This is a genomic window from Actinomadura rugatobispora (assembly GCF_055379765.1).
Genome location: NZ_AP029191.1, coordinates 9,391,941 through 9,410,936 on the forward strand (window position 1 = coordinate 9,391,941; position 18,996 = coordinate 9,410,936).

The 18,996-nt window shown below is 73.2% G+C and carries 15 protein-coding genes; 8 read left to right on the forward strand and 7 right to left on the reverse strand.

The features are described from left to right. Nucleotide 1 precedes the first annotated feature (1 nt). The 3 genes from ACZ466_RS42300 to ACZ466_RS42310 all read left to right on the forward strand — a co-directional run bounded on the left by ACZ466_RS42300 (nucleotide 2) and on the right by ACZ466_RS42310 (nucleotide 3,151). Nucleotides 2–361 carry a VOC family protein gene (locus ACZ466_RS42300; protein ID WP_378291036.1) on the forward strand — a complete coding sequence of 120 codons (360 nt, stop codon included), beginning with the start codon at nucleotides 2–4 and terminating at the stop codon, nucleotides 359–361. A gap of 187 nt (nucleotides 362–548) precedes the next feature. Next, nucleotides 549–1,988 (forward strand): hypothetical protein, encoded by a 1,440-nt coding sequence (locus ACZ466_RS42305; RefSeq protein ID WP_378291038.1) that lies wholly within the window; start codon nucleotides 549–551, stop codon nucleotides 1,986–1,988. Beyond that, nucleotides 1,985–3,151, forward strand: a complete 1,167-nt coding sequence (locus ACZ466_RS42310; RefSeq protein WP_464041900.1) for an ARPP-2 domain-containing protein — start codon at nucleotides 1,985–1,987, stop codon at nucleotides 3,149–3,151. The genes ACZ466_RS42305 and ACZ466_RS42310 overlap by 4 nt, the downstream gene beginning before the upstream one ends. A 12-nt stretch (nucleotides 3,152–3,163) precedes the next feature. Here ACZ466_RS42310 and ACZ466_RS42315 read toward each other — a convergent pair whose 3' ends face one another. Beyond that, complete coding sequence (locus tag ACZ466_RS42315; RefSeq protein ID WP_378291043.1) at nucleotides 3,164–3,982, reverse strand: PIG-L family deacetylase; 819 nt, start codon at nucleotides 3,980–3,982, stop codon at nucleotides 3,164–3,166. A 71-nt stretch (nucleotides 3,983–4,053) separates the two neighbouring features. Next, the gene (locus ACZ466_RS42320) at nucleotides 4,054–4,908 is read right to left on the reverse strand and encodes a class II glutamine amidotransferase (RefSeq protein WP_378291045.1); all 855 of its coding nucleotides are present in this window, start codon (nucleotides 4,906–4,908) and stop codon (nucleotides 4,054–4,056) included. A 98-nt stretch (nucleotides 4,909–5,006) separates the two neighbouring features. Between ACZ466_RS42320 and ACZ466_RS42325 the strand changes: the two genes are divergently transcribed. Beyond that, entirely contained in the window at nucleotides 5,007–5,513 is a 507-nt protein-coding gene (locus tag ACZ466_RS42325) for an HAD domain-containing protein (RefSeq protein ID WP_378291047.1), read from the forward strand. 54 nt (nucleotides 5,514–5,567) lie between these two features. On the opposite strand, the gene ACZ466_RS42330 is transcribed toward ACZ466_RS42325, so the two are convergent. Continuing rightward, nucleotides 5,568–6,200: a GmrSD restriction endonuclease domain-containing protein gene (locus ACZ466_RS42330; protein ID WP_378291049.1), complete on the reverse strand. Its 633-nt coding sequence runs from the start codon at nucleotides 6,198–6,200 to the stop codon at nucleotides 5,568–5,570. 186 nt (nucleotides 6,201–6,386) lie between these two features. On the opposite strand from ACZ466_RS42330, the gene ACZ466_RS42335 reads away from it, so the two are divergent. Next, nucleotides 6,387–7,397, forward strand: coding sequence for a methyltransferase (locus tag ACZ466_RS42335; protein ID WP_378291051.1), 1,011 nt, complete (start codon nucleotides 6,387–6,389; stop codon nucleotides 7,395–7,397). A 48-nt stretch (nucleotides 7,398–7,445) separates the two neighbouring features. Here the strand turns inward: ACZ466_RS42335 and ACZ466_RS42340 are convergent, their stop codons facing one another. Together ACZ466_RS42340 and ACZ466_RS42345 are read right to left on the reverse strand one after the other, a co-directional pair. Beyond that, the gene (locus tag ACZ466_RS42340) at nucleotides 7,446–8,072 is read right to left on the reverse strand and encodes an NUDIX hydrolase (RefSeq protein WP_378291054.1); all 627 of its coding nucleotides are present in this window, start codon (nucleotides 8,070–8,072) and stop codon (nucleotides 7,446–7,448) included. Between the two features lie 68 nt (nucleotides 8,073–8,140). Then, the gene (locus tag ACZ466_RS42345; protein ID WP_378291056.1) at nucleotides 8,141–8,983 is read right to left on the reverse strand and encodes a DUF6597 domain-containing transcriptional factor; all 843 of its coding nucleotides are present in this window, start codon (nucleotides 8,981–8,983) and stop codon (nucleotides 8,141–8,143) included. A gap of 127 nt (nucleotides 8,984–9,110) precedes the next feature. Here ACZ466_RS42345 and ACZ466_RS42350 point away from each other — a divergent pair, with 127 nt between their 5' ends. Beyond that, on the forward strand, nucleotides 9,111–9,695 hold the full coding sequence (locus ACZ466_RS42350; RefSeq protein WP_378291058.1) for a TIGR03086 family metal-binding protein: 585 nt from the start codon (nucleotides 9,111–9,113) through the stop codon (nucleotides 9,693–9,695). A 77-nt stretch (nucleotides 9,696–9,772) separates the two neighbouring features. Next, entirely contained in the window at nucleotides 9,773–11,200 is a 1,428-nt protein-coding gene (gene gltX, locus ACZ466_RS42355) for a glutamate--tRNA ligase (RefSeq protein WP_378291060.1), read from the forward strand. Nucleotides 11,201–11,372: 172 nt separating this feature from the next. Here gltX and ACZ466_RS42360 read toward each other — a convergent pair whose 3' ends face one another. Both ACZ466_RS42360 and ACZ466_RS42365 read right to left on the reverse strand, forming a co-directional pair. Continuing rightward, nucleotides 11,373–12,056, reverse strand: a complete 684-nt coding sequence (locus tag ACZ466_RS42360) for a response regulator (RefSeq protein WP_378291062.1) — start codon at nucleotides 12,054–12,056, stop codon at nucleotides 11,373–11,375. A gap of 98 nt (nucleotides 12,057–12,154) precedes the next feature. Next, entirely contained in the window at nucleotides 12,155–16,393 is a 4,239-nt protein-coding gene (locus tag ACZ466_RS42365; RefSeq protein WP_378291064.1) for a HAMP domain-containing protein, read from the reverse strand. A 310-nt stretch (nucleotides 16,394–16,703) separates the two neighbouring features. On the opposite strand from ACZ466_RS42365, the gene ACZ466_RS42370 reads away from it, so the two are divergent. After that, nucleotides 16,704–18,992 carry a SpoIIE family protein phosphatase gene (locus tag ACZ466_RS42370; RefSeq protein ID WP_464041901.1) on the forward strand — a complete coding sequence of 763 codons (2,289 nt, stop codon included), beginning with the start codon at nucleotides 16,704–16,706 and terminating at the stop codon, nucleotides 18,990–18,992. Nucleotides 18,993–18,996 lie beyond the last annotated feature (4 nt).

Consider the following 18,996-nt stretch of genomic DNA (forward strand, 5'->3'; position numbering starts at 1 on the left):
CATGACCGACATGCCCAGGCAGACCTTCTACCCGCTCGTCCACTACACCGACCCGGCCAAGGCCATGGAGTGGCTGGAACGGGCCTTCGGGTTCGTCACCCACGAGGTCGCCAGGGAGGGCGACCGCATCGTGCACGCCGAGATGCGCTACGACACCGGCATCGTCATGATCTCGCAGGCCGAGGCCGGCGGCGTCGGCATCTACGTGGCCGTCGACGACCCGGACGCGCACCACGACCGGGCGCGGGCGGCCGGGGCGGAGATCACCGCGGGGCTCGCCGACAAGCCGTACGGCTCCCGCGACTACGCGGCCCGCGACCTGGAGGGCAACATCTGGTACTTCGGCACCTACCGCCCCTGACCGATCCCCTCGGCCCGTTGAAAATGGGCGGATTCGCCCCGCTCGGCGGTGCTACGGTGCGTGAGCCGGCCGCGGGACTCCGGTGCGACTTCCGGAACTCGTTCTTTACAAGCGGTGATTCGCTGTTCGCGCCCCCATTCCCCGGCCGGCACCCGGGGATCGTGCGAGGCGGGGGCGGGGACGGGGCATGGGCGAGACGCTGGCGGACCTGGTCGCCTGCGAGGACGTGCTGATGTTCGTCAACGCCGCCATCACCTCCACCGGCCAGCGCGAGTTCCACCACGACGAGCACGGCCAGCGGCTCTCGCTGGACTTCCTGCACGAGTACATGCTCGCCAACTACCGCGAGCTGTACGCGGCGGCGCTCGCGCTGGACGTCAACGACCACAACGCCGCGCTGATCGTCCGCAACCTGCTCGTGTACGCCTCCGACGTCCCCGCCGACCGCCGCCGCGCCGAGGGGCGGCTGATCTCCGCCCGGCTGCGGCTGCTGCCGCCGCAGCGCGTGCTGCGGGTGTTCCGCGAGCTGCGCCAGGTCGGCGTGAACAACCGCCGCACCCGCGCGATCCTCCGCGAGTGGATGGCCTCCCGCCCCGACCCGGCCTTCGACGCCGTCAAGTACCGCGGCGCGGTGCGGGAGGTCGTCCGCCACGCCCACCTCCGCCTGCCCGAGGACGGCGCGACCCGCGGCGAGCTGGGCGCGTTCCTGTTCGCGCCGCGCCGCGGCGGCAGGTTCCGCACGCCGATGTTCGAGACCTGGCGGCGCGCGCACTACGAGCAGGCCGCCCTGTACGACCTGCCCTACACGGTCGCCGAGGGCTTCGCGGCCAAGCACGGCATCCCCCGCAAGGTCTTCCTGGAGCGCATCGAGCCGCGCATGACCCGCCTGGAGCGCCTCCGCCTCCAGGAGAACGCCCGCGCGCACAAGGCGGACGCCGTCGCCGCCGACCTGTCGGCCATGCCGCTGACCAGGCTCGCCACCTACGTCCTGGCGCTGCCCCTCGACGACCGGGTCAGGCGCCGCGACGAGCTGACCACGGCCCTGCGCGCCGCCGCCCGCCGCGCCGCCGGGCCCCTGGCGGGTCAGTGGGGCCGCGTCACCGCCGTCCTGGACGACAGCTTCTCCACCACCGGCTCCGGGCAGAAGCGCCGCCGCCCCCTGGCCGTGGCGCTGGCCTGCCACCACCTCCTGCGGGCCCTCGCGTCCCGGTACACGCCGCTGTGGGTCTCGGGACGCACCGACGAGCTGCTGCTGTACCCGTTCGGGCCCTCGCCGCTGGGGGAGCGGATCCTGGACGCCCTCGACACCGCCCCGGAACGCCTCGTGATCGTCTCCGACGGCTGGGACAACGCCCCGCCCGGCCTGGCCGCCGAGGTCCTGCGGGTGTGGCGCACCCGGCTCGACCCCGGCCGCCGCGTCGCCGTCACCCATCTCAACCCGGTGTACGACGCCGACGACTTCGACGTGCGCCGGCTCGCGCCGACCGTGCCCACCGCCGGCATCCGGGACGCCGAGGACCTGCCCACCCTGGTCGAGCTGGCCCGCTTCGCCGAGGGCCGGGCCGGGCTCGGGGACGTCCGCGCCTACCTCGACGAGCGCGTCGCGCGGTTCACCGGGAGCCGATGATGAAGAACCTCACGCTGGCCGGCCTGTCCACCCGGCCCGCCCAGGCCTGGGGGTCGGTCCGGCTCGTCCCGCTCGTGCGCGAGGAGCCGGTGGAGAACCTGCGGCTGCACCGCCACGTCTACGACGACCCCTCGGTGGTGGCCGTGGGCGACCGCACCGTCTACACCGCGTTCATCCCCCACGCCTACGTCGCGACCTGGGCGAACACCGAGGGGCCCGCGGCCTCGTACGGCACCCGGATGCTGCAGAAGGACGACGCCGGGATCGCCCCGGCGTCCCTGCCGGTCAGGGTCCGGCGGCGGATGGCGCGCCGCGTCGCCAAGGACCGGCTGCGGTTCCTGCCGCTGCACCTGGCCGTCGAGGGCTACCTCGCGCTGCACTTCGGCGGCCCGGAGATCGCCTGGGAGGAATGGTCGCAGCGGGCGCTGCGCGGCGGGCTGTCGCCCCGGGCCGAGCGGACCTTCCTGGGCCTGCACGTGCGGGGCCTGGAGGACGCCCTCGGCGTGTTCGAGGTCCACCCCGGCCAGTGCGGCGTCATGGTGTACGTCGCCGATGCCCTGGCCAGCGCCTTCGTCGTCCCGCACCCCGACGACTACCGGGCGCTGCACGCCACCCTGGTGGAGGACCTGTTCGGCGAGACGATCTACCAGTACGGGCTGCTCAACCTGCCCGCCGCCGAAATGAGCGTGCGCATCGACGACACCCGGGTCGGCTCCCTGGCGGACCTGCGGGCCCAGGCGGGGCTGCGGCAGGACGAGTGGGCGTCGTTCCACGACACGGTCATGGCGGGCGGCCTGTTCGACCCGGACGGCGGCTACCGGGCCGTCCAGCATCTCAACGGCTTCGAGCTCGGGCGCTTCATGCCCGCCTTCTCACCGCGCCGCGAGAACCACATCGGCGAGGTCATCACCCGCAGGAAGGGCCGGATCGCCTACCTCAAGTCGTTCCGGCTGTCGGACACCCAGGTCCGCCGCGGCTACCTCCTCACCCGCCTCGCCGCCCACGGCTGGAACCTGGAGACGACCGCGAAGGCCCTCGGCACCGACGCCGCCGGTCTGGGCCTGCGCCTGGAACGCGCGGGCTTCGGCTACCTACTGCGGCAGGACGTCCTGGACCACTACCGCGCCCAGGCCCGCCGCGGCATGCCCGCCCCCGGCACCTGACCCGCCGGGGGGTCAGCCGCGCAGGCCGGCGAAGAGGTCGTCCTCGTGGTCGGGGGCGTCGACCCGGGAGAAGTGGCGGATGAAGACCTCCGCGCCCAGCGCCAGCCGCCGGGCCTCCTCCGGCAGCCGCAGCAGGAAGATGTTCTCGCCCTGGCTCGCGTGCGCCTCCAGCGCCTTGACCTTGCGCTCCACGTACGCCGACACGTCCACCACGCTGGTGATCATCTCGTCCGGGACGCCGAAGTCGTCGGGGAGCTCGACCCCGGCCAGGTCCTCGCCGGCCAGCTTGAGGAACTCCATCAGCTGCCGGGCGCCCGAGCGCGGGACCGCCGTGTAGTAGAGCTTGTCGGGGATCCCGGTGGACTCGGCCGCGGCGACCGCGACCCGGTGGGCCTGGATGTGGTCGGGATGCCCGTAGCCGCCGTTCTCGTCGTAGGTGACCACGACCTGCGGGCGGTAGCGCTCCATCAGCTCCGCCAGCCGCTTGGCCGCCTGCTCCACCGGGACGTTCGCGAACGCCTCCGGATGGCCGTTGGTGTCCCAGCCCTCCATTCCCGAGTCGCGGTGGCCGAGCAGCTCGACATGGCCGATGTCCAGCAGCCCGGCCGACTCCTGGAGCTCGGCCAGCCGCCGCCGCGCCACCCCGGCCGCGTCATGACCGGGATCGGTCGGCTTGAGGCCGCCCGCGTCGTCGCCCGCCTCACCGTTCGTGCACGTCACCAGGACGGTGCGGATGCCCTCCTCCGCGCAGCGGGCCAGCAGGCCGCCGGTGCCGAGCACCTCGTCGTCGGGGTGCGCGTGCACCGCCATCAGGGTGAGCTGGGGTTCCATCTGATCTCCTCAACCGAATCGCCCGGCCCACTCTATGGCCCGCCACCGACAGTGCCCACGGCCGCCGGGACTCACGCCTGCGACGAGGCCTCCGCGGCGGACAGGTCGGCCGCGGTGAGGGGACGCGCCGGGGCCTCGAACGGGTACAGCGACGTGGCGGTGAGCCCGTCCACGACGAGCAGCTCCCCGGACCGCAGCAGCCGCCAGCCGGGGTCCTCGTCCATCCGCTCGCTGGCGATCACGTACGCGGGGGTGTGGCGCTCGCCGTCCACGCACGTCACGTCCAGGCTCCCGGGCTGGTGCCCCGCGTGCAGGTGCCGGGCCCTCCGCTCCAGCTCGGGCGCCAGGACCCACAGCTCGTTGGGCTCGGGGTAGCGCAGCGCCCAGATCCGGTGCGCCTCGGCCAGCAGGATGTTGAGCGAGTAGACCGGCAGCTCGGCCGTGATCCGCCGGATCGCCGCGATCAGGCCCGCCGTCGTGTCGCCGTGCCGCCTGATCTCCGCGGTGATGTAGGCGAAGACCAGTTCGGAGTCGGTCTGGCCCTCCATCAGCGCCAGGTCCACGTCGGTGAGCCACGACTCCAGCACGCCGAGCCCCTGCACCACCCCGTTGTGGGCGAACAGCCGGTCGTTCATGTCGAACGGGTGCGCGTTGTGGACGCTGACCCGGCCGGTCGAGGCGTACCGCACGTGCGAGACGAAGGTGTGGGAGACGACGTTGCGCGCCTCGGAGGCGAAGTCGGTGTTCTCGAACGCGGCGACCGGGGCCCGGTCCCGGACGGGCTCGTCGCCGAGCGAGAACCATCCCAGCCCCGTGCCGTCGGGCATCCTGCGGCTCTGCGCGCGCATGCTCTGGGGCGCGTCCAGCAGCCAGAACGTGGCCCGCACCCGGGGCCCGCCGGTGGTCATCCCGAAGAGTCGGCACATGCTTCCACCATGACCCACGCGCCGCGGCGCGACCAGGCCGCCCCCCGGCGCGCGGAAAGGTCTTCGACGGGCGGCCGGTGATGGCGTACGGTCCGGATATGGGGTCCCCGGTGGTGCTGCTGGACGTCGATGGCGTGCTCAACCCGTTCGAGCGGCCGCATCGCGGGTTCCGGCGCGTGCGGTGCTCGCCCAACGGCATCACCTACAAGCTGTGGCTGAACGCCGGCCACGGGCGCATGCTGCTCGACCTGGTCGAGGCCGCGGGCGCCGAGCTGGCCTGGGCCAGCTACTGGTGCGACCACGCCAACACCTGGATCGGGCCCAGGGTCGGGTTGCCCGAGCTGCCGTTCGTCCCGATTCCGCGGTTCCCGGGGATCACCGAGGGCGTCTCGCTGGGCTCCTGGAAGGCCCGCCACGTCGCCGCCTGGACCGGCGGCCGCCCGTTCGTGTGGTTCGAGGACGAGCCCGACGCGACCGACCGCATCGCCGCCGAGCCGGGCGTCGGCGATCACCTGCTCGTCTCCGTCGAGCCTCAGGCGGGGCTGACCGAGGAGCACATCGAGCGCGCCCTGGAATGGCTCCGCGCCCGGACCCCCGACGCCTGATGATCGTCATCTCCGCCGGCGCGGCCCCGGGCCGGGCCCGGGGCCGCGGGCGGGTCAGCAGTAGCTGTTGACCAGGTTGGTCAGGGCCGACTTCTCGGCCGAGTCCACGGTGAGGCCGTAGCGGTACTTCACGTCCGTCCAGGACCGCGCGTACATGCAGCGGAAGGCGGTGCGCGACGGGACCCACTCGGCCGGGTCCTGGTCGCCCTTGGACTGGTTGACGTTGTCGGTGACGGCCCACAGCTGGGAGCTGGCGCGGTCGTTGGCGAAGCCCTCCCGGCGCGCGGTGGTCCAGGAACTGGCCCCCGACCGCCAGGCCTCGGCCAGCGGGACCATGTGGTCGATGTCGACGTCGGACGCCTGGGTCCAGGTGGCGCCGTCGTACGGGCTGTACCAGCTCCCGGAGACGGCGGCGCAGCTGGAGTCGGTCTGGACGTTGGTCCCGTCCCGCTGCAGGACGATCTCGCGGGTGTTGCAGGCGCCCGAGACCGTGCTCCAGTGCGGGAACTTGTCGCGGTCGTAGCCCGTGGACGACCCCTCGGCGGCGACGGTCAGCGCCGCCAGGTGCTCGAGGGTGACGGCCTTCCCCGGCGGGGCGGGCGGTGCGGCGTGGGCCGCGGGCGCGAGCGCCGCGGTGGCGGTCAGCGCGGCGGCGAGAGCGGTGACGGTGATGCCCGTGCGTTTCACGGGTTCCTCCTCCAGCTTGGGAGCATCCTCCGTTCAAGCGTTAGTTAGCTGGATAAACCGGAAATGTCTGTTCGCTTCCGGCAAGATCACGGGTTTGTTACGAGCCGGGGCGGTCACATTCGTCCAATACGGCGTGTCGCGGCGCCGTCTAACGTCCCCTTCGACGACCGACGAAGGGAGACGACCATGGGCCGATCACCGCTTCTCGACCTGGCCTACGGCTTCATGCCGGCGCAGGTCCTGTACGCGGCGGCCGAGACCGGGGTGGCCGACGCGCTCGCCGCCGGGCCCCGCACCGGCGAGGACCTGGCCAAGGAGACCGGCACCCACGCGCCCTCACTGCGGCGGCTGCTGCGCGCCCTCGCCTCTCTGGGGGTGGTGGAGCAGCGGGACACCGACCTCTTCGAGCTCACCCCGCTGGGCGCGGGCCTGAAAAGCGACGACCCGGGATCGGTGCGCGGGCTCGTCAGGCTTTTCTGCGGGCCGGAGGTGTGGAACTCCTGGGGCGATCTTGTCGGCACTTTGCGCAGCGGTGAACCCGCCTGGGAACGCGTCACCGGAATGACATCGTTCGAATTCATGGCGGCGAACGAGGAACTGGCGGGAACGTTCAACACCGCCATGGCCCAGCACACCCGCGCGGTCGCACCGGCCGTCGTCGAGAACGGCGATTTCGGCCGCTTCCGCACCATCGCCGACCTGGGCGGCGGCGACGGCACCCTGCTGGCCGCCATCCTGGGCGCCGTGCCGGACGCGAGCGGAATCCTGTTCGACCTCCCCGCCGGGCACGCGGGCGCGGAGCGGACCCTGAACGAGGCGGGCGTGGCCGACCGGTGCCGGGTCGTCTCCGGTGACTTCTTCGAGTCCGTGCCGGAGGGGGCCGACGCCTACGTGCTCAAGAGCGTCGTCCACGACTGGGACGACGAGAAGGCCGCCGCGATCCTGCGCAGGTGCCGCGAGGCGATGCGCCCGGACGCGCGGGTGCTGCTGGTGGAGTTCGTGATGCCGGAAGTGGTGACGCCGGAGGACTCCGGGAACGTGATGTCCGACATCAACATGCTCGTCGTGCTGCGCGGGCGCGAGCGCACCGAGCGCGACTTCCGCGACCTGCTCGGCGCCGCCGGGTTCGGGCTCACCGCCATCACCGGCCCGCTCCCGCCGTCCGGGTACCGCGTGATCGAGGCCGCGCCCGCCTGACGATCCGCGGCGTGGCCCCAGCCCGCGGCCTTTCCGGGGGCGCGGGGCTCAGTTGCGGGTCCAGTCGGGCTGCAGGAAGTCGGCGACCCGGGCCTCCCGGCCGAGCAGCACGACCTCGCGGAACTGCCAGAGCATCGCCCCGGTCGGGGCGTGCACGACCCAGTCGGGGCGCAGCCGCATCTGCAGCAGGTGCCCGCCGTCGATCTGCGGCACCCAGCGCGGCGTGTCGTCGGCGGCGAGCCGGGCCAGGCTCACGTGGTGGACGGAGTGCACCTCGTCCGGGCTGGGGCGCAGCGGGCCCGGATCGGACGGCGCCGCCACCACCGGGGTGATCGAGAACCCGGAGGCGGCGGGGAAGTCGTCGAGCCTGCCGAGCACCTCGGCGGGCCCGACGGCCAGCCCCAGTTCCTCCCGCAACTCGCGCAGGGCGGCCTCCTCGGGCGTCTCGCCCTCGTCCATCCGCCCGCCGGGCAGCCCCCACTGGCCCGCGTTCCGGCCCCGGTAGGCGCGCTTGATCAGGATCACCGAGGGGACGCCCTCGTGCTCGACGACGCACAGCACCACTCCGGCGCGGCGGGAACCGGGGGAGTCGGGGACGGTGGTGTGGGCGAAGGCGCCGAGCCGCTCGGCGGCGGCCTCCCGGAACGCGGGCAGGCTCACGAGGGGATCCGTCATCCACCGATCTTCTCAGCCTGCCGGGCGGGCCGCTCGCCCGGCGTGCCTCCGCGGACGCGGACGGCGCGTCAGCGGCCCGCGGGGGCCTCGCGCTGGTCCCGGGCGTACCGGGCCGGGGAGGTGCCCACCGAGGCGGTGAAGTCGCGGATGAAATGGGCCTGGTCGGCGTAGCCGAGCTCGGCCGCCAGCGCCGGCCAGTCCACCGGGGCGCCCGCGGCGGCCCGCTCCGCCGCCTCCAGCATCCGGTGCCGCCGGATCACCCACTTGGGGCCGACGCCCACGTACTCCTGGAACAGCCGCTGCAGGCTGCGCGGGCCCACGCCCACGTCGGCCGCCAGGTCGTCCACGCGGACCAGGCCCGGCCGCTCGGCGATCCGCGCCACGATCCCGGCGGCGAGGCCCGCCCGCGGGTCCGCCCCGGCCGGGCGCCGGCCGAGCAGGAACGCCTCCAGCCGCGCGACGGCGCCCTCCGCGCCGGGACTGCCGAAGACGTCCGCGCACAGCTCGCGCCCCGCCGCGCCGAACACCTCGTGCACGCGCGGCGTCCGGCCGGTGATCGTGGACAGCGGGGCGCCGAGGAAGGGCCGGAACCCGCCGGGCCGGAACGCCGCGCCGACCACCCGGCCCTCGTCGGCGATCTCCTCCGCGAAGCCGTCCCGGACCACGCCCACCACCCGGTCCCGGGTCGTCCCGGAAGTCAGGTAGCTGGTGAACGTCATGTGGACGGCCGGCCGAGTCAGGACCCGCTGCCGGTGCGGCTCGCGGCCGCGCAGGTCCCACACCAGCACCCAGTAGTGGTCCACGAACGGCGCCAGCTCCGCGGCGGGCGCGATCCTGGTGACCTGGAAGCTCTCCAGCGCCGCGCGGGCGTTCAGGATGCCGCGCGTGCTACTGGGCAGAATCCGGGACATTCCCCCAGGCTAGGGCGTGCGCGCCGGTGCCGCGGCGGCCTGTCGCGTTTCTACAAGACCGGCCGCCGGGCCCGCTCTAGCGTGGAAAGCTCTTCGAACGGATGAGCGAGAAAGAGGCGAGGGCGAGATGGAATTCCGGAGCCTGATGGTGCCCGCGGCCGAGACGTCGGCGCGGATCGTCCGGGGCGTCCCGGCGGACCGGCTGGACGCGCCGACCCCCTGCCCCGGCTGGGACGTGCGGGCACTGGTCAACCACATGACCTACTGGGCCGGGCCGGCGGCGACGGCCGCGCGCAAGGAGCAGCCGCCCGCCGGCGTGGACGAAGGGCACGACTTCACCGCGGACGGCGACTGGGCCGCCCTCTACACCGAGCGCGCCCGCGCCATGGCCGAGGCGTGGACCGACCCCGCGGCCTGGGAGGGCAGCACCAGCCTCACCGGCAACCCCCAGGGCATGCCCGCCCCCGTCATCGGCGGCATGATGCTCGGCGAATGCGTCCTGCACGGCTGGGACCTGGCCGTCGCCACCGGCCAGGACACCGCCGTCATCCCCGGGGACCTGGTCGCCGCCGCCTACGAGCAGCTGCAGCCCACCGCCGAGATGGGACGGCAGTACAAGGCGTTCGGCGAGCGCGTCGAGGTCCCCGAGTCGGCGCCGCTCCTTGACCGGCTCTTGGGGCTTTCCGGGCGCGACCCGTACTGGAAGCCCTGACCGGCCCCTCCGCCGCTGGGGGAAGGGGGGGCGAATTACAGGCGCGAGCGGGGTGCCGGGCGCTCTACGCTTGAGGCATGTCTTCCACGCCGTCGACCTCTGGTTCTTCCATCCGGGTACGCTTCGCCCCCTCCCCGACGGGGATGTTCCACGTGGGCGGGGCCCGGTCCGCCCTGTTCAACTGGGTGATGGCCAAGCAGGCGGGCGGCACGCTCGTGCTGCGGATCGAGGACACCGACGCCTCCCGCAACCAGCCCGAATGGACCGAGGGGATCATCCGGGCGCTGGCCTGGCTCGGCATGGACGGCGGCGAGTACGAGGGCCCCTACTTCCAGTCCGCCAACGCCGACAAGCACGCCGCCGCCGCCCGCACCCTGATCGACGCCGGGCGCGCCTACTACTGCGAGTGCACCCGCGACGACCTGATCGCCCGCGCCGGCGGCCAGTACAAGGGCTACGACAACTTCTGCCGCGACCGCGGCCTGGAGCCCGGCCCCGGGCGGGCGCTGCGGTTCCGCAGCCCCGACGAGGGGCAGACCACGGTGGTCGACCTGCTGCGCGGCAAGCCGGTGTTCGAGAACGCCGTCCTGGAGGACTTCGTCATCGCCCGCGCCGACGGCTCGGTGACGTTCCTGCTGGCCAACGCGGTCGACGACATCAGCCAGGGCATCACCCACGTGGTGCGGGGCGAGGAGCACCTGTCCAACGCGCCCAAGCAGCAGCTGCTGTGGGAGGCGCTGGGCGCCGAGCCGCCCGTGTGGGCGCACGTCCCGGTGATCGTGAACGAGAAGCGGCAGAAGCTGTCCAAGCGGCGCGACAAGGTCGCCCTGGAGGACTACCGGGCCGAGGGCTACCTGTCCGACGCCATGCGCAACTACCTGATGCTGCTGGGCTGGGCGCCCTCCGGCGACCGCGAGATCGTGCCGTGGGAGGCGATCGTCGAGGAGTTCCGGATCGAGAACGTCAACACCTCGCCGGCCTTCTTCGACGTCAAGAAGCTGCGCGCGTTCAACGGCGAGTACATCCGGGCGCTGCCGCCGGAGCGGTTCGTCGCCGAGTGCCTGCCGTTCCTGGAGGACGCGCCGTTCGAGGTCGACCTGGGTGTGTTCGAGCGGCTCGCGCCGCTGGCCCAGACCCGGGTGGCGGTGCTGTCGGAGATCGTGCCGATGGTCGACTTCGCCTTCCTGGACGAGCCGCCCTACGACGAGCAGTCCTGGAACAAGGCCATGCTGAAGGGTCCGGCCGCGGAGATCCTCGCCGCGACCGAGGAGGCCTACCGGGACGTGCCGTGGGAGACCGAGCGGCTCAAGACGCGGCTGGAGGAGGTCGGCGCCGCGCAGGGCCTCAAGCTCGGCAAGACGCAGGCGCCCGTCCGCGTCGCCGCCACCGGCCGCACGGTGGGCCTGCCGCTGTTCGAGTCGCTGGAGATCCTGGGCCGGGAGCGCACCCTCGCCCGGATCGCCGCGGCCCGCGCCAAGCTGCGCGACGCCGCGCCCGCCTCCTGACAGCGGGGCGCGAACACCGCAGACGGCCGCCGGAACGACCGCGGCCGGTGGCGGGGAAGCACCCGCCACCGGCCGCGCGCTCACCCGGGGCCCGTGCGGCGCCGCCCGGGGACGATCACGCCCGCGGGCACCGTCCGGGACCGCGGCGACCCAGGATCACGGCGACCCGGGATCACGGTGCGACGTCGTCCGGCCCCGCCACGGTGTCGCGCAGGTCGGCCACCCGCCGGTCCAGCTCCTCGAACTCCTCGCGGAGCGTGCCAGGGAGCCGCTTGCCCAGCCGCTCCAGCTGCTCCTCGACCGAGGCCAGCCGGGCGGCCGACTCCGCCGCGGCGCGCGCCGCCGCCTCCGGGAGGGTGCCGGGCCCCCGGCTCGGATCGGTGGACGGCCGGGCCTGCAGCAGCGCGGCCTGCTCCCTCAGCAGCGCCGCCTGCTCGCGCAGCAGGACCGTCTGGTCGCGCAGCTGCTTGTTCTTGTTGTGCAGCTCCACGAACACCGACACCTTGGCCCGCAGCACCCACGGGTCGAACGGCTTGGAGATGAAGTCGACCGCGCCCGCCGCGTACCCGCGGAAGGCGTAGTCGGGATCGCTGTTCACCGCCGTCAGGAAGATGATCGGCAGGTCGCGGGTCTTGCGGCGGCGCTTGATGTCGCGGGCGGTCTCGAAGCCGTCCATGCCCGGCATCACCACGTCCAGCAGGATCACCGCGTACTCGTCGGTCAGCAGCGCCTTGAGGGCCTCCTCGCCGGAACGGGCCCGGATGAGGTCCTGATCGAGCGAGCTGAGGATGGCCTCCAGCGCGATGAGGTTCTCCTCGCGGTCGTCCACGAGCAGGATCTTCGCCTTGTCGTCCACGCTTGCCCTTCTACCATCTCTGTTCCGGCTCGTCCCGGCTCGCCACCCCGTCCGGGCGGGCGCACCGCGCCCGCCCGCCCCCATTGTCGGCCGCGCGGCTAGCGGACGATGGAGGGTTGCAGCCAGTTGCGCATGACGTCCAGGAGATGGTCCACGTCCACGGGCTTGGGGACGTAGTCCGACGCGCCGGAGGCCAGGCTCTTCTCCCGGTCGCCCTTCATCACCTTCGCCGTGATCACGATGATCGGCAGCTCGGCGAACTGCGGCATCTCCCGGATCGCGGCGGTCGTGGCGTAGCCGTCCAGGCCGGGCATCATCACGTCCATGAGCACCAGCGCCACGTCCGGGTTGCGGTGCAGCACCTCGATGCCGGCATGGCCGTCCTCGGCGTACAGCACCTCCATGCCGTAGCCCTCCAGCACGCTGGTCAGGGCGAACACGTTGCGGACGTCGTCGTCGACGATCAGCACCTTGCGGCCGGACAGCACCGTGTCGAGGAAGTCGGCGGGCGGCTCGTCCAGCAGCCCGTTCAGACTCGGCTCGGACTCGCCCCGACGGTCGCCGGCGGGGGCGGACTGCTCGGCCGCCAGCACCCGGTCCATGGACGGGTCCATCGGCGGCGCGGTCGCCGCGGCGCCCGGGTCGGTCGCGGTGGCGGTGACCGCCGCCGGCACCGGCTCGTCGGGCAGCACCGAGCGGCGCCGCCCGTCCGGCTCGGAGTACTGCGCGGGCAGGTAGAGGGTGAACACGCTGCCGCGGCCCGGCTCGCTCTCGGCGTGGATCTCCCCGCCCAGCAGCCGGGCGATGTTGCGGCTGATCGACAGGCCCAGCCCGGTGCCGCCGTAGCGGCGGCTGGTGGTGCCGTCGGCCTGCTGGAACGCCTCGAAGATCACCTGCAGCTTGTCGGCGCTGATCCCGATCCCGGTGTCGATCACCCGGAAGGCGATCACGTCCGGGGTGTTCCACAGCGCCGGCAGCGTGAAGCTGATGTCGCCGGCCCGCTCGATCCGCAGCCGCACCTCGCCCTCGGCGGTGAACTTGACCGCGTTGGACAGCAGGTTGCGCAGCACCTGCTGCAGCCGCTGCTCGTCGGTGTGCAGCAGGCCCGGCACCTCGGGGGAGACCTCCACCCCGAAGTGCAGGCCCTTGTCGACCGCCAGCGGCCGGAAGGTGGCGTCGACGTAGTCGACCAGCCCGGACACCGCCAGCCGCTGCGGGTGCAGCTCCATCTTCCCGGCCTCGACCTTGGCCAGGTCCAGGATGTCGTTGATCAGCTCCAGCAGGTCGGTGCCCGAGTCGTGGATGGTCTGGGCGAACTCGACCTGCTTGTCGGTGAGGTTGCCGCCCGGGTTCTCCGACAGCAGCTTGGCCAGCACCAGCAGGCTGTTGAGCGGGGTGCGCAGCTCGTGCGACATGTTGGCCAGGAACTCGGACTTGTAGCGCGAGGAGATGGCCAGCTGCTCGGCGCGCTCCTCCAGGGTGCGCCGGGCCTGCTCGATCTGGAAGTTCTGGATCTCGATCGCGCGGTTCTGCTGGGCCAGCAGCGCCGCCTTCTCCTCAAGCTCGGTGTTGGAGTTGCGCAGCTCGCCCTGCTGGCGCTGCAGCTCGTCCGAGCGCTCCTGCAGCTCCTGGGCCAGCCGCTGCGACTCGGTCAGCAGCGCCTCGGTCCGGGTGTTGGCACTGATCGCGTTGAGGGTGACCCCGATCGTCTCGATCAGCTGGCTGAAGAAGGCCAGGTGGACGTCGGTGAACCGGGCGAAGGAGGCCAGCTCGATCGCGCCCAGCACCGAGTCCTCGAACATGATCGGCAGCACGATGATGTTGACCGGGCCCGCCTCGCCCAGCCCCGACCCGATCTTGATGTAGTCGGCCGGGGCGTCCGCGATCAGCAGCGTGCGGTGCTCGGCCGCGGCCTGCCCGACCAGGCCCTCGCCCAGCGCGAACCGGAGCGCCCCGGCGCGGTTCTTGCGCACCCCGTACCCGGCGATCAGCGCCAGCTCGGTCTCCTCGCCGGAGTGCTCGGCCAGGTAGAACGCGCCGTACTGGGCGTTGGCGGTCGGGGTCAGCTCGCTCATGATCAGCTCGGCGACCTGCATGAGGTCGCGGTGGCCCTGCATGAGCCCGCCGATCCGGGCCAGGTTGGTCTTGAGCCAGTCCTGCTCCTCGTTGGCCCGGGTGGTCTCGCGCAGGGTGGCGACCATCAGGTTGACGTTGTCCTTGAGCTCGGCGACCTCGCCGCGCGCCCCGACGGTGATGTTGCGGCTCAGGTCGCCGGTGGCGACCGCGCTGGCCACCTCGCCGATCGCGCGGACCTGGGTGGTCAGGTTGCCGGCCAGCTCGTTCACGCTCTCGGTCAGCCGCTTCCAGGTGCCCGAGACGCCCTCCACCTCGGCCTGGCCGCCCAGCCGCCCCTCGATGCCCACCTCCCGGGCCACCCGGGTGACCTCGGAGGCGAACGACGACAGCGTGTCGACCATGGTGTTCAGCGTGGTCTTCAGCTCCAGGATCTCGCCCTGGGCGTCCACGTCGATGCGCCGGGTCAGGTCGCCGTGCGCGACCGCCGTCGCCACCTGCGCGATGTTGCGCACCTGGTAGGTCAGGTTGCCGGCCATGCCGTTGACGTTGTCGGTCAGGTCCTTCCACATGCCGCCGGCGCCGGGCACGATCGCCTGGCCGCCCAGCCGCCCCTCGGTGCCGACCTCGCGGGCGACGCGGGTGACCTCGGCGGCGAAGGCCGACAGGGTGTCGACCATGGTGTTGATGGTGTCCTTGAGCTGCAGGATCTCGCCCTGCGCGTCGACGGCGATCTTCTTGGTCAGGTCGCCCTGCGCGACGGCCGTGGTCACCTGCGCGATCCCGCGGACCTGCGTGGTCAGATTGTTCGCCATCGAGTTGACGTTGTCGGTGAGGTCCTTCCAGACCCCGCTCACGCCGTGCACCTTCGCCTGGCCGCCCAGGCGTCCCTCCGCGCCCACCTCGCGGGCCACCCGGGTCACCTGGCCGGCGAAGGCCGACAGGGTGTCGACCATGGTGTTGATGGTGTCCTTGAGCTGCAGGATCTCGCCCTGCGCGTCGACCGTGATCTTCTTGGTCAGGTCGCCCTGCGCCACCGCCGTGGTCACCTGCGCGATGTTGCGGACCTGGTAGGTCAGGTTCGACGCCATCCCGTTGACGTTGTTGGTCAGGTCCTTCCACACGCCGCTCACCCCGGGCACCCGGGCCTGGCCCCCCAGCCGCCCCTCGGTGCCCACCTCGCGGGCGACGCGGGTCACCTCGTCGGCGAACGCCGACAGCGTGTCGACCATCTGGTTCACCGTCAGCTTCAGCTGCAGGATCTCGCCCTGCGCGTCCACGGTGATCTTCTTGCCCAGGTCGCCCTCGGCCACCGCCGTGGTGACCTGGGCGATGTTGCGGACCTGGTAGGTCAGGTTGTTGGCCATCGCGTTGACGTTGTCGGTCAGGTCCTTCCAGACCCCGCTCACGCCCCGCACGTTGGCCTGGCCGCCCAGCTGCCCCTCGGTGCCCACCTCCCGGGCCACCCGGGTGACCTCGTCGGCGAACGCCGACAGCTGGTCGACCATGGTGTTCACGGTGAGCTTCAGCTCCTGCAGCTCACCGGTCGCCTCGACGGTCACCTTCCGGGTCAGGTCGCCCCGCGCCACCGCCGTGGTCACCTCGGCGATGTCGCGGACCTGGTCGGTCAGCCGCCCCGCCATCGCGTTCACCGCGGAGGTCACGTCCCGCCACCGGCCGGTCATGCCGCGCGCCGACGCCTGCCCGCCCAGCCGGCCCTCGGTGCCGACCTCCCGCGCGAACTGGGTGACCTCCCAGGTGAACTGGTCGAGCAGCTCCACCATCCCGTTGACCGACTTGGCCATCCGCAGCAGCTCGCCGCGCATGGGACGGCCGCGCACCCGCAGCTCCACCCGCTGGTTCAGGTCGCCCTGCGCCACCGCCTCGACCACCTGGTACATGCCGGTGGCCAGATCGGTCAGCTTGTCGATGATCGCGTTGGCGTCCTCGACCGCCATCCCCCAGGCGCCCTTCAGCGCGCCCGCGGGGATCCGGCCGCGCAGCTGCCCGTCCCGGCCGATCTCGCGGCGCACCCGGCTCAGCCCGGTCGCCAGCTGCTCGCCGTTGTCCCGGATCTCCTCCAGGATCGCCGCCGCCTCCGCCACCGCGCCCTCCCCGGGCACGTCGACCTCCGTCCGGATCTTGCCGTCCCGGACGGCGGCCAGCGCCTTCAGGAGAGGCGCCAGGTCGGCGTCACTGTACCGGGGTGTCGTGTCACGGAACGAACCGCCGTTGTGGCGGGTGCCGGACGCGGTACGGGGCATGCTGTTCGACCTCCTGGCCCGCGATGTGGGTATGCGTATGGGTGCAGGGGAACCACGGATACCTTCCTCCGGGGCCGCATCTGTACTCTACGTCGCCACAGGGGCGGGAGGCGGCCGTGATGGGACGCCTGCGCCGCCGGCGCGGGCTTGTAGTCTTCGTGTTACCGTCTGTCGTGCTTACCGTGCGGTAGGGCTTTATCCCTGGCGGCGGGGCTTTTCTGGCCGAGTGGTCGGCCGGTCTGCCACGATAGCCAGACCCACGCCCCGCCGTGCGCGGCGGGCGATGACCGCGACGAGTGAGGATCGACTGTTGGAACGGCAGACGGTGTCGGCCACCTTCCCGTCCGCCGCGGCCTCGGTGGCGGACGCCCGCCAGTTCGTCCGGCGGGTGCTGGCCGAGTGGGGCATGGACGAGGCCGCCGACGACGCCGTGCTGGCCACCAGCGAGCTGGCCACCAACGCCGTCACCTACGCCGGGACCTCCTTCGAGGTGGCCTGCCGGCTGACCGCCGACGGCGACATCCTCGTCGAGGTCCGCGACCTGCACCCCACCCGCTCGGTCGCGATGCCCGGAATGAGCGCCTCCAGCGGCCGGGGCCTGCCGTCGATCGCGCGGCTGGCGGCGTCCTGGGGCGTCACCTACGACCGCCGCACCAAGGGCGTGTGGTTCCGGCTGCCGCGGCCCGGGGCGTCCAACGGCGCCTCGGGGCCCCGGGTGTCCTCGGAGGAGCCCGGGGCGGGGGCGGGCTCCGGTGGGGCGTTCGGCGGCCCGCGCGGCGGCGCCGAGGCCGGTGGCGTCCGCTCCCGGCGGGACGGCCGCGCCGGACGCGCCCGCAACGCCCCGCGCGGCGACCGCGACGCGCTGGGCGGGCGGAGCCTGCGGGACGCGGCCGCGAGCGACGCCGCCGCCCCGCTGCCCGGCGCCGGCGACCGCATGCTGCGCTCCCCGGCCGCCCGCGAGTCGCTGGAGACCGCCGTCACCACCGTCCGCGACGTCCTGGACGCCGACGCCGCCGCCGTCCTGCTCACCGAGCGCGACGGGCGCCTGGTGCTGGGCGCCTCCGCGGGCCTGCCCGGCGACGTGCCGCTGGGGGAGCTGTCGGTGGTCAACCTCGGCCCCGACGCCCGCGCCGGCTCGCCCTGGGTGTCCTCCGACGCCTCCGACCCCATCGCCGCCGCCCTGCGGGCCCGCTCCCTCGCGGCCGCGCCCCTGGAGTCCCAGGGGCGACTGACCGGCGTCGTCGTCGCCGTGTCCGCGGCCCCGGGCCGCTTCGAGGAGTCCACCGCGACCCGGCTCGGCCGCATCGCCGACGAGATGTCGCTCTCCCTGGAGAAGGCCAGGGTGGGCGAGCTGGAACGGTCCTGGCGCGGCTGGCTCAGCTTCGTCGCCGAGGCCAGCGACCTGCTCGCCGGCACCCTCGACCAGGAGCGCACCATGGCCCTGGTCGCCCAGCTCGTCGTCCCCCGGCTGTCCACCTGGTGCGCCGTCTACACCGTCACCGACGCCGGCGCCGCCCGCCTGGCCTACGTCTGGCACGCCGACGAGACCCGCTCCGACGGCCTGCGCGAGCTGCTGGAGCACGCCGACATGGCGCCCCCGATGGACTCGCCCGGCCCCTGGAACGGCCTGGCCACCGCCCCGCCGGACGTGCGGGCCGCGGCCGGGGCCACCGCCGCCGACCAGGCCTACGCCTTCCCGCTGATCGCCCGCGGCCGCCGGATCGGCACCATCGTGATCGGCCGCCCGCCCGGCGACCGCTTCCCGCGCAGCGCCATCGAGCTGGCCGAGGAGCTGTCCCGCCGCGCCGCCCTGGCCGTCGACAACGCCCGGCTCTACTCCGAGCAGACCGCCATGAGCAGCGCGCTCCAGCGCAGCCTGCTGCCGCCCGCCATCCCCGACATCCCCGGCCTGGAGGTCGCGGTGGTGTACGAGCCGGCCGGCGAGGGCAGCGAGGTCGGCGGCGACTTCTACGACGTCTTCGAGACCACCGGCCCCGCCACCCTGTCCGCGAAGGCCTCCCGCTGGCGCTTCGCCATCGGCGACGTGTGCGGCACCGGCCCGGAGGCCGCCGCCGTCACCGGCCTGGCCCGGCACGCCCTGCGGATCCTGGCCGCCGAGGACATGTCGGTGCCCGACGTGCTGGCCCGGCTCAACCGGCTCATCCTCGCCGAGGGCGAGCGCGGCCGGCTGCTCACCCTGCTGCACGGCGAGATCGCCGCGCGGGCCCGCCGCGACGGCGTCTCGATCAGGCTGACCAGCGCCGGCCACCCGCCGCCGCTGGTCCTGGACCCGGACGGCAAGGTCACCGAGGCCGCCTCCCCGCAGCCGCTGCTGGGGGTGTTCGACGGGGTGGAGTTCCGCACCGAGACCGTCCAGCTGCGCCGCGGCCAGGTGCTGTTGTGTGTTACTGATGGAGTCACCGAACGCCGTTCAGGGGCCCGGCTGCTCGGCGACGGTCACGGTTTGGAAAGACTTCTGTCCGGTTGCACCGGGCTCAGCGCGGGCGCGGTGGCCGCCCGGATCCAGCGCGCGGTACGTGATTTCGGTCCCGAACCGTCGGGCGACGACGTTGCCCTCATCGTTCTCCGGGCGTCATGATGGA